We start from the raw sequence: 13,557 nt of genomic DNA, 5'->3' as shown, positions 1-13,557 counted from the left end.
CGGCGTATGCGGCGACTCCTCGAGAGCGAACACCGTGTTGTACACCTCGACCCCGGTGCTGTCGTGCGTGATCGGCCCGCCCGCGTAGTCCTGATGCTCGGCATTGTCGGTGGTCAGATCCGGGCTGATGACGGTCCAGCTCTGACCGTGGTCTCGCGACATGTGTACGACCTGGGAGGCGTGATAGAGGATGTCGGGATCGTGCGGTGAAAGCCGGATCGGCGCGTTCCACTGGAAGCGATACTTCAGGTCACGAGCTGCCTGACCGAGCTGCAGCTGCGGATAGTGCAGGATCTGGCGCGTCTCTCCCGTCTTCCGATTCACCCGCGTGATGCTCCCTCCATAGCAGCCGGCATAGATGATGTCGGGATCGCGGGGATCGACGGCGATGTGGCCGCTCTCGCAGCCACCGACCGAATACCAGTCGGGAACCACCTCCCGGAAGCCCGAGCCGCCGCGATTGGGAACCGAGATCGTGCTGTTGTCCTGCTGCGAGCCGTACAGGCGATAGGGCCACTGCTCGTCCACGAAGACGCGATAGATCTCCGACGTCGGTTGATTGTATTGCTGGGACCAGGATTCGCCGCCGTCGAACGACACGTTCGCGCCCCCGTCGTTAGCGTTGATCATGGTGAGGGGGTTCTCGGGGTTGATCCACAGATCGTGGTTGTCGCCGTGGGGCACCTCGATCCTCTGGCCGAACGACTTGCCGCCGTCGATGGATTTGTAGAAGCCCGTGTTGAGCGCGTAGACCGTGTTCTCGTCCTTCGGGTCGGCGAAGATATGAATGTAGTACCAGGGCCGCTGCCTGAGATTCGCCTCACCGTTGATGCGCGTCCAGCTGTCGCCGCCGTCGTCGGAGCGGTAGACCCCGCCCTTCTCCCCTTCCGCCTCCAGCAGCACCCATACGCGGTTTCCATTCGCAGGAGACACGCTGACGCTCGTTTTCCCGACGAGTCCTTGGGGAAGGCCGCCTTCGAGCTTCGTCCAGTTATCGCCCCCGTCCGTGCTCCGGTAGATGCCGCCGTCCTCGCTTCCGGAGATCATCGTCCAGGGCTTTCGCTCCGCGCGCCACGCACCGGCAAAGAGGATGCGCGGGTTCGAAGAGCTCATCGACAGATCGACCACCCCGGTACGGTCGCTGATGAAGAGCACCTTCTCCCAGCTCGCCCCGCCATCGGTCGACCGAAAGACGCCTCGTTCCTCGTTGGGACCGAAGATATGCCCGAGCGCCGCGACGTAGACGCGATCGGGGTCGGTCGGATGGACGCGAATCTTTCCGATCTGACCCGCATCTCCGAGACCGATGTGCTTCCAGGTCTTGCCAGCATCGGTCGACTTGTAGACGCCGTCGCCGACGGAGATGTTCCCCCGCGGGCAGGCGGAGCCCGTTCCGACGTAGATGACGTTGGGATCCGACGGCGCCACGGCGATAGCCCCGACCGAGCCAACCCCGAGAAACCCGTCGGTGACGTTCTTCCAGGTGTTTCCCGCATCCGACGTCTTGAACACTCCTCCGCCCGTGCCGCCGAAGTAGTACACGAGCGGTTGTCCCGGCACACCCGTCACCGCCGTCGATCGACCGCCGCGCGAGAACTCCACGCCTCGATACTTCATCGCCTCGAACAAGGTGGGATCGACGGTTACGTTAGCTTCGTTGACCTCGTAATCGCGGTAGCTTCCCTGAGCGAGAACGAGCCCCGCGGAGGACAGTGTGATCAAAGCCGAGATCGGACCGATTAGCTTCATGGCGACACTCCAATCGAAATCGTCGTGCGATCGTAGTGCTAAGGGCTCGGGTCAGGCAAACGGAGCACGGTGGTCGCGGAGGCTTTCCCTTCGGACAGCACGATCAGGTAGAGACGATCGTATTCGTCGTCGGAAATGGGGGGACCGGGCTCGCCGCCGAGAAGCGCGACGACCTGAGGCGTCGTGTTGCTGTGTCCCACGATCAGCGCCGTTCGGGGCGTGGCCTCGAGGCGCGCGACCAGCTCGTCGAGATCGTCGTAAATCTCGATTTCCGCTTCCATCTCCTCCGCCACCGGACGGGCGGTCTCGCGGGTGCGGATGAAGTCGGTGCTGTAAACGGCCTCGATTCCAGCGTCTTGCAACAGCGCCGCGAGCATGCGAGCCCGGGCGCGCCCCTCCTCGGTCAGATCGGGATCCCGGCTGTCGTCCACTTTTTCCGCATGTCTGACGAGAAAGACGACGGAATCAGGCCCGGGCGAGCACCCCAGAACCAGACAGACGAGCGAAGCACCTAGCAGAAGCAACCTGTTCACCTTCACACCTCTCTAAAACTGAGGACGTCAGCGATGGTTCTGGCGCTCGCGGCGATCATGACCAGGCGGTCGAAGCCGAGCGCGACGCCGGAGCATTCGGGAAAACCCGCCTCCATTGCCTGGAGAAGGAGGTCGTCGATCGGGGGCAGGTGACGGCCGAGCTCCTCTCGACGCCTCCGGTTGGCGACGAAACGATGCCGTTGCTCGATGGCGTCGGTCAGCTCCCCGTAACCGTTCGCGAGCTCCAGACCGCGGAAATACAGCTCGAAGCGGTCGGCAACCGGCTGCCTGCCGCCGCGGACGCGCGCGTTTGCCGCGAGCTCGACGGGGTAGTCGAAGATGAGTAAGGGGACCTCGCCGCCAATCTTGGGCTCAATGGCTTCGGCCATCAAGAGGTCGAGCCAGTCAGCTCGATCGAGCCCCGACGCGTCAATGGAGGGAAGACCGAGATCCCAATAGGTTCTCTCGAGAACCGCCGGCGAAGCACTATGGGGATCGACGCCCAGATGCCGCGCGAAGATCGCCGCATAGGACTCACGCTCGGCGGGCCGGCATCCCAGCACGTGCTCGACAAAACCGGAGACCTCGTCCATGAGACTGGAGGTGTCGAGACCCGGCCGGTACCATTCGACCAGGGTGAACTCTCGATGGTGCCGCGCCCCGGACTCGCCGCTTCGAAAGGCCTTGCCGATTTGATAGATGGGCCCCGAGCCCGCGGCGACGAGACGCTTCATCGCGTGCTCCGGAGAGGTCTGGAGGTAGAGCGTCTCGCCCTCGATCGGAACCCGCAGACTCTCGACGTGCGGCTCGAGCGTCGTGATACGCCCGAGAAGCGGGGTTTCGACCTCCAGGATGCCTCGGTCAGCGAAGAAATCGCGAATCCGAGCCAAAAGGCGCGCTCGCAGTCGGAGAGCGGCCAGGCAAGCCTCGGGCTTCCAGTCGCTCACTCCTTGGCACGGCCCACGTACGCCCCGGTGCGCGTGTCGAGCTTGAGCTTCTCGCCGACGTCGATGAAGAGAGGAACCCGAACCACGGCACCGGTTTCGAGCGTCGCCGATTTCGCGCCGGTGCCGGCGGTGTCGCCCCGAATCCCCGGCTCGGTCTCCACGACTTCGAGCTCCACGAACATCGGAGGAGTCACCTGGATGATGCTGTTGTTATGGAGCGTAACCGCGCACTCGGCCTCTTCCTTCAGCCACTTCGCCGCATCGCCCACCGATGACGAGTCCGCTTGATACTGCTCATAGGTACTCGGGTCCATGAAGTGCCAGTGCTCGCCGTCGTTGTAGAGGTACTGCATGCTCGTCTCGACGACGTCGGCGCCTTCGACGGTCTCGCCCGACTTGAAAGTCCTCTCGAGAACCCGCCCAGTCTTGAAGTTCCGGTACCTTACCCGAGTGAAGGCCTGCCCCTTGCCGGGCTTCACGAACTCCGATTCGATGATCACGCAGGGGTCGCCGTCCAGCGTAATCTTGAGCCCGGATCGGAATTGATTGGTGCCGTACGTCGTTGCCATTGCCTGAAATTGTCCTTTCGTCCGGACGACATCTTAGCGCCGATCGAGACGAAGCTCCACAGGGTAGCCGGGGTGCTTGATGAGTCGGGAAGCGCTCCCCAAAAAAGCAAGAACGCAGAGCCTCCTTGACATTCGACAAGAAAGCGGACTACACCATAGAAGGACAATGGACGTTCTCGTCCAGGAGTCAACGATTCATGCCTAACGAGAGAACCGATCTGCTCCAGGGAACGCTCGACATGCTGATCCTCAAAACCCTCTCACTCGAGCCCCAGCACGGGTGGGGAATCTCCCAGAGGATTCAACAGATATCCCGTGACGTCTTGCAGGTGTACCAGGGCTCCCTCTATCCCGCGCTCCATCGTCTCGAGCTCGCGGGGTGGATCACGTCGGAGTGGGGCGCTTCGGACAACAACCGCCGTGCGAAGTTCTACAAGCTGACCGCAGCCGGCCGCCGCCAGCTCAAAGAGGAACGACAGAACTGGGAGCGGCTTTCCGACGCCATCACCCGCATCCTGCAAACGAGCTGACCCGGTGCTCCGCAGGCTGCGCCTCGCCGTCGCCCGCGTCTCTTCGCTTCTCGAGCGTGGGCGTTTCGAAAGCGATCTCGACGACGAGCTCCGTTTCCATCTCGAGATGGAAACGGAGAAGAACCTGAAGCTCGGAATGCGCTTCGAGGAGGCGCGGGCCTGCGCCGTTCGCTCGTTCGGTGGAGTGGTTCGAGTCAAAGACGAGGTCAGGTCCTTGCGCGGCTACGATCGCCTCGACGCGCTCTGGCAGGACCTCCGCTACGGAGCGCGTGCTCTCCTACAAAGCCCGGGCTTTGCCGGAGCGGTGGTTCTGACGCTCGGGCTCGGAATCGGCGCGAACACAGCCATCTTCAGCGTGGTCTACGGGATCATCGTCAAGCCGCTCCCCTATGGCGCTGGGGGCCGGCTGGTCGCGCTCGACCGGCGAGCCCCCGGTCTGAAGCTCGATTCGCTACCGTTCTCCGTTCGTGAGATCGACGAGCTCCGGGAAAAGTCCAACACGCTCGCGTCCATCGCCGAGTACCATACGATGCCGTTCATCCTCCTGGGAGCGGGCGAGCCCGAGCGCGTACAGACCGGGGTCGTGTCGGCGAGCTACTTCGAGGTCCTCTCGGTGACTCCCTTGCTCGGGCGCGGCTTCGTTCCCGCCGACGAATCTCCCGGCGCCGAGCCAGTCCTGCTGCTCACTCACGATTACTGGCGCGAGCGGCACGCATCGGACCCCGAGGTGGTCGGGCGCCTGTTCGAGATGAACGACCGAGTGCATCGGGTCGTCGGCGTTCTGCCTCCCCTTCCGCGATATCCGGACGAGAACGACGTCTTCATGCCGATCTCCGCCTGCCCTTTTCGATCCAACGAGAATTTTGTCGCGGATCGAATGGACCGCATGATGAGTGTCCTCGCAAGAATGAAATCGAACGTGACGCTCGCGGAGGTTCGACGCGACCTCGCCGCGATCGCCGCGGAACAGCGACGGGCGAATCCTCTCGCCTACCCGGATTCTCGGGGACACGCGATCGAGGCAAGGCTTCTGAAAGACGAGCTGACGCTACGAGCGAGGCCGACGTTTCTCCTGCTTCTCGCAACCGCGGGCTTCGTTCTGCTCATCGCCTGCGCCAACGTGGCGAACATCCACCTCTCACGCCTTTTGAGGAGAAAAGCCGAGCTCGACCTGCGCTCGGCAATCGGGGCGAGCCGGGGACGGATCGTCTGCCAGCTGTTGGCGGAGAGCACGATGCTGTCTCTCGCCGGAGGTGCGCTCGGCGTCGTTCTCGCCTGGCTCGGCCTGGATCTCCTCGTGGGTTTCGCCTCTCGTCTCAGCCCGCGAGCTTCCGAGATCGGGCTCGATGGTAACGTCCTGTCGTTCGCGCTCGCGCTTTCTTTCGCTACCGGGGCTGCATCGGGCGTGTTGCCTGCTCTCGCGATCCGACCCCCGCGGCAGGACCGATCGAGCACGACCGTCCATCGAGCACGGACCCTGCGTGCCATTCTCGTGGTAGCCGAGCTTGCGCTGTCGCTCACTCTGCTCGTCGGCGCGGGCTTGATGCTGCGAAGCCTGGCCAGCCTCGAACGCGTGGACGCCGGCTATCGTCCCCAGAGAGTTCTGGGGATGCTGCTCGACCTGGACTGGTCTCGCTATGACCGCGACCGCATCCGTGATTTCCACCGCAGCCTGCTCGACCGAGTCAGCGAGCACGCCGGTGTCGTCAGCGTCGCGGTCGGTCGAACGGTCCCTCTCGATTCGACCGGTGAACCCGCGACCACGCTCGTCAACGTAGAAGGATGCCGGCACGATCGAGGCGGAGTCGAGCCGATGGTGGACGTCCACTCCGTGAGTGAGGGCTACTTCGAGACCATCGGCGCTCCCCTGGTCCTGGGACGAGGCTTCTCGCGTGACGACGACAACACCGCCCCTCTGGTCGCGATCCTGAACCTGACCGCGGCGCGCCGCCTGTGGCCCGGCGAAGATCCCCTCGGTCGCCGAGTTTCCGGGCCAGACGGCCTCTGGCACACTGTCGTCGGTGTGGTGGGCGACATCCGGCACTACGATCTCGACACCGACCCTTCGTCCTCCGTCTACGTGCCGATCGCGCAAGCTCCCCTACGCGTCGCGAATCTCGTCGTACGTGCGAAGACCGATCCGAGACCCCTCGTCGAGGAGCTCAAAGGCATCGTTCACAGTTTGGATCCGGGTCAAGCGGTCTCACACATTCAGACCCTCGAGGAAGCTCGCCACCAGGACCTGACGCCACCGAAGCTCATGAGCAGCCTCCTTGCGCTCTTCGCCGCGCTCGCGCTCCTCATCGCCGCTTTCGGGCTTTCTGGAACACTCATGCTCGAGGTCTCTGCCCGAACCCACGAGCTGGGCGTACGCCTCGCTCTCGGCGCTTCCCCCCTCCGAATCCAGGTCATGGTGCTGCGCGAGGGAATCGTGCTGGCCGTCGCCGGACTTTCCTTGGGCCTGGGATCGTCGCTCATCTCAATGCGTCGGCTGCAGGAGTTCCTCTTCGAGGTCGAGCCCCACGATCCCCTCACCCTCGCCACGGTGTCGATCTTGATGCTGGGGGTTGCCGCCATCGCGTCGTCGTGGGCCGCCCGGCGCGCCACGGCCATCGATCCTCTCACGGCGCTCCGCGCCGACTAGCGTCGGAGCCGGACGAAGTCAGACCTCGATCCAGGCCATCTTGAGAGGGGGCGCGCCATCGAACGAGGGGAAGTCCTCTTCGGGCTCGATGATCTCGAGATCGCGAACGGGCCGCCCGCATTTTTCCGCCGTACGCAGGACAACGCGACGCCAGTCGGAAAGGTCAACGCCGGGGGCGTGATTGGTCGCGAGGACGCGACCGCCCGGTCGCGTCGCGAGCACGGCCGGTTTGAATAAGCCCGGGTAATCGCGGACGACGTCCACGGCCCCGAACCGGCCTTTCGACCACCGCGGCGGATCGAGTACGACGATGTCGAACACCCGGGGCTCGACTCGCACGAAATCCCGTGGTCTCCCGCGTCTCGCTCGCACCGGCATTCCCGCCAGCTGGCGGACGATCGGGAAGACGTCCTCGTTGATGACCCGCATGGAGCTCTCGCCCAAGCGGTTCAAAATCGCGTTTCTCTCGCCGACGCGAAGCGCCGATCGTGAGAAGTCCACGTTCCAGGTTTCCGTTGCTCCCGCCGACGCGGCCACGAGGCCCAGAGCACAGGTGTAGGCGAACAGGTTCAACACGGTCTTGCCATGCGCTTCTCGCAGCAGCAAACGACGAGCGGCCCGGCCATCGAGAAACAGCAAGGGATCCAATCCCCGATGGCGGGGTCGCACGTCGTACCGAAGCCCGAGCTCGCACGCCGTCGGCTCAACGGGAACCTCGGGGGAGTGGTAGGCAGAAAACGGCTCGCGTCGACTCTTGTTGCGGTGGTTCCAAACCGGCACGAGAGGCACGGACAGCGCGCGTTCCGCCACGCGACGAAGGCTCTCGATCTCGTGAGACCCGAGACCCTCGCGCCACGTCTGCAGGAGCAGAATGGGCCCATAGCGATCGATCGCGAGACCGGGGTGGCCTTCGGCGATCCCGTGCATCAGTCGGTAGCAATCGGTGGCATCGCCCAGACGGGCGAGGAGTTTCTCTCGGCGCTTAATGGAACGCCGGAGAAGCTCGTCGATCACGCGGCGAGCCCCGAGTGACGCAAGAGCGCCTCAGTGGTCGGCTCGCGGCCTCTGAAGCGACGGAACACTTCGAGAGGGGCCGCGCTTCCACCCAGGGCGAGAATCGTCTCACGGAAGCGTCGTCCCGTTTCCCGAATCGCCCCATCCACATCGAGCCCCGCCTCTTCGAACGCCGCGAAAGCGTCCGCCGACAATACCTCCGCCCACTTGTAGGAGTAATACCCGGCCGCATAGCCGCCGGCAAAGATATGAGCGAAACCGCAGAGAAAACGATCCTCGGGGATGGGAGCGAGGAGCAGGGTCTTCTTTGCGACGCGATGTTGTACGTCGAGCGGCGAATCGCTGCCGGTGCTCGGTTCGTAACGATGATGGAGCTCGAGGTCGATGAAGCCGAAGTAGAGCTGACGAAGCGTCATCAAGCCCGAGTGAAACGTCCGGCTCGCTCGGATCTTCTCGAAAACGGCGTCGGGCAGCGCGTCTCCCGTCTCCACGTGCTGAGAGAGATTCATCAGAGTGTCGCGGTGGTAGCACCAGTTCTCCATGAACTGGCTGGGAAGCTCGACGGCATCCCACTCGACGTTCCGGATGCCCGACGCGAGGCCGTCATCCACCGACGTCAGCATGTGCTGTAGCGCGTGGCCGAACTCGTGGAAGAGCGTCTCGATCTCGCGGAACGTCATCAGCGAGGGCTTGCCGTCCACGGGCGGCGAGCCGTTGCACACGAGGTGCGCCATGGGCAGCCGGGGAAAAAGGCGACTTTTGCCCACGACCTCGTTCATCCAGGCTCCGCCACGCTTTTCCTGCGGGCGGCTGTAGGGGTCCAGATAGAACGCCGCGAGATCGTCGCCGTCGAGCCTGCGGACCCGGAAGAAGCGGACGTCCTCGTGCCAAACCGGTACCCCGGAAGGGTCTTCGACCACCTGAATTCCAAACAGGCGGCGGGCCAGGCCGAACAACCCCTCGAGGACGCGGGGCATCGGGAAATAGGGCCGGAGATCCTCCTCGCGATAATCGAAACGCGCCTCGCGGAGGCGCTCGCTCCAGAAGGAGACGTCCCATTGCTGGAGCGACCGCGCTTCGTCCTCGGCGCCGTTCTCCCGCATGAAGGCGCGGAGCTCGCGGAGCTCTCTTTCGCCCGCCTCGTACGATGCGACTCTCAGCTCTTCCAGAAGCTGCTCGGCCCGCTCGACCGAGCCGGCCATCTTTCGCGATAGCGAGAGCGCGGCGTAGGTGTCGAATCCGAGAAGACGAGCCTCCTCCTCTCTCAAGCTGAGAATCTTGTCGATGAGCGGCGAGTTATCCAGCTCGCCCGAGCTCGCGCGCGTCATGTAGGCCCGATAGAGTTTTTCCCTGAGATCCCGTCGCCGGCTGTGCTTCATGAAGCCGGTGAAGCTCGGGCCGTCGAGGGTAACGCGCCAGGGGCCGTCGGTTGGCGTCGCCTCGCTGCGTCCTGCGGCGCGCGCCGATTGAGCCGCCAACTCGAGAAAGCTCTTGGGAAGCCCGATCACATCCTCTCGGGTCTCGAGGATGAGATCGAAGAGCTTGGTGGCGTCGAGCAAATGGTTGCTGAATTTCGTGGACAAGTCGGCAAGCTCGAGCTGAATCGCCTGAAAACGCTCGCGCGGCTCACCCTGGAGGGCAACACCGGCGAGCTCCGCCTCCTCGATCAACTTGTCCACGATGCGTCTTCGGGGGGCATCGAGGGTCGCGCTGTCCCGCTCACGCAGCTCGACGAGGGCTCGATAGATGGGCTCGCTCTGCCCGATACGCGTGCGCAGGCGCACGACCGAAGGCTCCACTTTCTCGTAAGCTTCTCGCAGGGCGGCGCTGTTCCGGACGCTCATCAAGTGCTCGACCATGCCGAAGCCGAAGCCGAGACGGTCGTGGAGCCTCTCGATCGGCTCGACGACAGTCTCCCAGCTTGCCGAGCCAGTTTCGAGTCCGGCCTCGAGCTCCTCCAGACGACGCTCCACCTCGGAGACGAGCGCCAAAATGCCCGGTTCGACGTGGGCCACATCGATGAGGTCGAAACGAGGGAGGTCGGTGGAAGGTCGCAGGAGGGGGTTCGTGTCGCTCATTAGGATCCCATTCTAGCCAGGCCCGCCTCAGACCGTCGAGAGCCGTAGCGGTTCATCAGCCTGCTATCGATCCGCCGAAAGCTCCACGATGACGGGGACGTGATCCGACGGAAGACGCCAGCCGCGAGCCTTCGCGATCACCCGTGCGGAGACGAGGTTCTCCCGCAGGAAGTCGCTCACGAGCACGTGGTCGAGCCTTCTGCCCTTGTTCGCCTTCTTCCAGTCCGCCGTGCGGTAGCTCCACCACGTGAAAAGCTTGTCCCGCGCGGGAACGAGCTCCCGAACCGCGTCGATGAATCCCCCGTCTCGAGCCAGCCGCTTCCATGCGGCCACCTCGACCGGCGTGTGGGTTACGACCCGTCGAAGCTTTTCGTGGGACCACACGTCCGTGGGGAGGGGGGCGACGTTGAGATCGCCAACCAGAATCGACGGACGCTCTCCGCGACGTCTTCGAAACCAGCGGGTGACATTCGCGAGGAAGCGCAGCTTGTGCTCGAACTTCGGATTTCGCTCCGGGTCGGCGAGCGGACCGCCGGCGGGAACGTACAGGTTGTGGATCTCGACTCCACCGGGCAGCGTCGCTTGGATATGACGACGGTCGTTCCGATGACACCAACGGCGCCGAACGACGTCGTGGAGCGGTACCTTGGAGAGAATGGCGACCCCGTTGTAGCTCTTCTCCCCCGAAAGCGCTTGATGGCCGTAGCCGAGCCTTTCGAATCGCTCCCGGGGAAAGAGGTCGTCCGGCACCTTCGTTTCCTGGAGACAGAGGACGTCTGGTTGATAGCTCCTGAGAAAACGGGCCACCCATCGCTCGCGCAAGCGAATCGAGTTGATGTTCCAGCTCGCGATCCGGATCACGCTATACTCCGCGCTCGATGAAAGACGTCCAGAGATCGTTTCTGCCGCTTCGAGGAGCCGTGGGTGGCTTCCTGATGGGTCTCGCCAATCTCGTCCCCGGCATCAGCGGCGGGACGATGCTTCTCGCAACCGGAGTCTACCCCGAGTTCATCGCCGCCATCGCCGAGCTCACCATCTTTCGATATCGTGCCCGCTCGATGATCATGCTCGCGAGCATCGGTGGGGCGGCCGCGATAGCGGTCCTTCTCTTCGCCGGGCTGACCAAAGGACTCGTCGTCGATCATCGATACATCATGTATAGCCTCTTCATCGGATTGACGCTCGGGGGTGTCCCCATCGTGTGGCGGCTCGCCCGTCCCCTGACGGCGGGCGTGGTCTCGGGAGCCGTCGCCGGCCTGATCGTGATGGTTCTCCTGTCGGTGGGAGAGCCGGGAGCGACGAGCTCCGCACATTCCTCCAGCGTCATGCTCTTCGCGGCGGGGCTCGCCGGCGCGAGCGCGATGATACTGCCCGGTGTCAGCGGAGGATATCTTCTTCTTCTTCTCGGCCAGTACATTCCCATACTCTCGGCGATCGATGACTTCAAGACCGGGCTCTTCGCGTCGCCGGTGGACGTTCCCCTGGTCATCGAGTCCCTCAAAATCGGAATCCCGGTCGGCCTCGGAGTCCTCGGCGGGATCGTCGGAGTGAGCAATCTCCTCAAGTTTCTTCTTGCTCGTCACGAGAAATCGACGCTGGGAGTGCTCCTCGGGCTTCTGATCGGGGCGGTCTTCGGGCTTTGGCCATTTCAACGGCCGATCCCCCCTCCGCCCGGGTCGGTCATCAAGGGGATCGTGGTCACCGCGTCCAATGCTCAAAGCTTCGATCGTGAGGACTGGCCCACCGAGAGGTTCGAGCCCAACGGCGTCCAGGGGGCGACGTCAGCGGGCTTCGTTCTGGCCGGCTTCGCTTTGACTCACCTGGTCGGCCGGCTCGGCGGTCACGAGGCGTGACGGATTCGAGATCCGTTGCCCCGGCCGGCTTCAAAAGTCGTTCCCGCGGTGTAGAATCACAGGACGACGGCGTCCCCGGTCGTGGCAACCTGGCATGCAGGTGCGGCGGGGTTAGCATAAGAGATTCGAATCAAAGGAGAAAACGTTGAGCAAGTCGGCTGCGGTCACGGAACACTTCATGGAAACGGGCCTTCCCCTGTTTTCCCGCCTACCCTACCGAGTCAAGGACCTCTCGCCCGAGACCGTGGCCTTCGGGCGGAAGGAGATCCAGCTGGCCGAGCACGAGATGCCCGGGCTCATGGCCTTTCGTGAGAAATATCGAGCGACTAAGCCTCTTTCGGGTGCCCGCATCACGGGCTCTCTCCACATGACCATCCAGACCGCAGTCCTGATCGAGACGCTCCGCGAGCTCGGTGCCGAGGTCCGCTGGGTCAGCTGCAACATCTTTTCGACGCAGGACCACGCCGCCGCCGCGGTGGTCGTCGGTCCTGAGGGCACGCCGGCGAAGCCGATGGGACCAGCGGTCTTCGCCTGGAAAGGCGAGACGCTCGCCGAGTACTGGTGGTGCACGCTCCAGGCGTTCGACTGGCCCGATGGCAAGGGTCCCAATTTGATCCTGGACGATGGGGGCGATGCCACCCTTCTGGTTCACAAAGGGGTCGAGTTCGAGAAGGCCGGCGCGGTGCCCTCACCGGCGACCGCCGACAACAAAGAGTATGCCGTGGTGCTCGGTCTCCTCGGGCAGCTTCTGCACGAGAGGCCCGGCTTCTGGGGCCCGCTCGCCCGAGGTATCAAGGGTGTCAGCGAGGAGACGACCACCGGAGTCCACCGCCTCTACCACCGGGAAAAAGAGGGAACCCTCCTCTTCCCCGCGTTCAACGTCAACGATTCGGTCACCAAGAGCAAGTTCGACAACATCTACGGCTGCCGGCACTCGCTCGTCGACGGAATCGTACGCGCTACCGACGTCATGCTATCGGGCAAGCTGGCCGTCATCTGCGGCTATGGAGACGTGGGAAAGGGATGCGCTCAGGCGCTCTCGGGACAGAAATGTCGCATCGTCGTCACCGAGGTCGACCCGATTTGCGCCCTTCAGGCCTGTATGGACGGTTACGAGGTCGTGCGGCTCGAAGACGTGGTCGAGCGAGCCGATTTGTTCATCACCGCCACCGGCAACGTCGCCATCGTGACGGCCGAGCACATGAAACGCATGAAACACAACGCCATCGTCGGCAACATCGGCCACTTCGACAGCGAGATCGACATGGCAGGTCTCGAGAAGGTCGAGGGCGTCCAGCGGGTCAACATCAAGCCTCAGGTCGACGAGTGGAAGTTCCCCGACGGGCACTCGATCATCGTCCTCTCCGAAGGCCGTCTGTTGAATCTCGGCAATGCCACGGGTCATCCGAGCTTCGTCATGAGTGCGAGCTTCAGCAACCAAGTCGCCGCGCAGATCGAGCTCTACGCGAGCGCTGGATCCTTCGAGAACAAGGTCTACACGCTACCGAAGAAACTGGACGAGGAGGTGGCCCGTCTCCATCTCGACAAGCTGGGCGCCAAGCTCACGAGGCTGAACGCCCGGCAGGCGGAGTACCTGGGCGTTCCCGTCGACGGGCCTTACAAGCCGGACCACTACCGCT

General features: G+C 63.7%; 11 protein-coding genes. 4 read left to right on the top strand and 7 right to left on the bottom strand.

What is annotated here, in order from left to right:
* The 4 genes from VEK15_11345 to efp form a co-directional block, all read right to left on the bottom strand.
* The coding region (locus tag VEK15_11345; GenBank protein HXV61281.1) for a glycosyl hydrolase at positions 1-1,749 on the bottom strand (1,749 nt) is incomplete at its 3' end.
* Between the two features lie 38 nt (positions 1,750-1,787).
* Positions 1,788-2,282: a phosphoglycerate mutase family protein gene (locus VEK15_11340; protein ID HXV61280.1), complete on the bottom strand. Its 495-nt coding sequence runs from the start codon at positions 2,280-2,282 to the stop codon at positions 1,788-1,790.
* Between the two features lie 2 nt (positions 2,283-2,284).
* Positions 2,285-3,229 carry an EF-P lysine aminoacylase EpmA gene (gene epmA / locus VEK15_11335; protein ID HXV61279.1) on the bottom strand — a complete coding sequence of 315 codons (945 nt, stop codon included), beginning with the start codon at positions 3,227-3,229 and terminating at the stop codon, positions 2,285-2,287.
* On the bottom strand, positions 3,226-3,798 hold the full coding sequence (efp, locus tag VEK15_11330; GenBank protein HXV61278.1) for an elongation factor P: 573 nt from the start codon (positions 3,796-3,798) through the stop codon (positions 3,226-3,228). The genes epmA and efp overlap by 4 nt, the downstream gene beginning before the upstream one ends.
* A gap of 197 nt (positions 3,799-3,995) precedes the next feature.
* Here efp and VEK15_11325 point away from each other — a divergent pair, with 197 nt between their 5' ends.
* Entirely contained in the window at positions 3,996-4,328 is a 333-nt protein-coding gene (locus VEK15_11325) for a PadR family transcriptional regulator (protein HXV61277.1), read from the top strand.
* Positions 4,329-4,332: 4 nt separating this feature from the next.
* Positions 4,333-6,972 carry an ABC transporter permease gene (locus VEK15_11320; GenBank protein ID HXV61276.1) on the top strand — a complete coding sequence of 880 codons (2,640 nt, stop codon included), beginning with the start codon at positions 4,333-4,335 and terminating at the stop codon, positions 6,970-6,972.
* Between the two features lie 18 nt (positions 6,973-6,990).
* Here VEK15_11320 and VEK15_11315 read toward each other — a convergent pair whose 3' ends face one another.
* The 3 genes from VEK15_11315 to xth form a co-directional block, all read right to left on the bottom strand.
* Entirely contained in the window at positions 6,991-7,986 is a 996-nt protein-coding gene (locus tag VEK15_11315) for a class I SAM-dependent methyltransferase (GenBank protein HXV61275.1), read from the bottom strand.
* Positions 7,983-10,064 carry a M3 family metallopeptidase gene (locus VEK15_11310; protein ID HXV61274.1) on the bottom strand — a complete coding sequence of 694 codons (2,082 nt, stop codon included), beginning with the start codon at positions 10,062-10,064 and terminating at the stop codon, positions 7,983-7,985. Before VEK15_11310 ends, VEK15_11315 begins: the two co-directional genes overlap by 4 nt.
* Before the next feature lie 63 nt (positions 10,065-10,127).
* Complete coding sequence (xth, locus tag VEK15_11305; protein ID HXV61273.1) at positions 10,128-10,925, bottom strand: exodeoxyribonuclease III; 798 nt, start codon at positions 10,923-10,925, stop codon at positions 10,128-10,130.
* A 17-nt stretch (positions 10,926-10,942) separates the two neighbouring features.
* Here xth and VEK15_11300 point away from each other — a divergent pair, with 17 nt between their 5' ends.
* Together VEK15_11300 and ahcY are read left to right on the top strand one after the other, a co-directional pair.
* Positions 10,943-11,917, top strand: a complete 975-nt coding sequence (locus VEK15_11300) for a DUF368 domain-containing protein (GenBank protein HXV61272.1) — start codon at positions 10,943-10,945, stop codon at positions 11,915-11,917.
* A gap of 178 nt (positions 11,918-12,095) precedes the next feature.
* Positions 12,096-13,557: adenosylhomocysteinase (gene ahcY / locus VEK15_11295; GenBank protein ID HXV61271.1), on the top strand; the 1,462-nt coding region annotated here is incomplete at its 3' end.

This window comes from Vicinamibacteria bacterium, from assembly GCA_035620555.1.
Lineage (GTDB): Bacteria > Acidobacteriota > Vicinamibacteria > Marinacidobacterales > SMYC01 > DASPGQ01.
Note: the sequence above shows the minus strand (reverse complement) of the source record. Positions and strands in the feature narration are given on the sequence as shown.

Coding starts and splice junctions, on each gene's coding strand:
- VEK15_11325 (HXV61277.1), top strand. CDS start 3,996: ATGCCTAACGAGAGAACCGATCTGCTCCAGGGAACGCTCGACATGCTG.
- VEK15_11300 (HXV61272.1), top strand. CDS start 10,943: ATGAAAGACGTCCAGAGATCGTTTCTGCCGCTTCGAGGAGCCGTGGGT.
- VEK15_11310 (HXV61274.1), bottom strand. CDS start 10,064: ATGAGCGACACGAACCCCCTCCTGCGACCTTCCACCGACCTCCCTCGT.
- efp (HXV61278.1), bottom strand. CDS start 3,798: ATGGCAACGACGTACGGCACCAATCAATTCCGATCCGGGCTCAAGATT.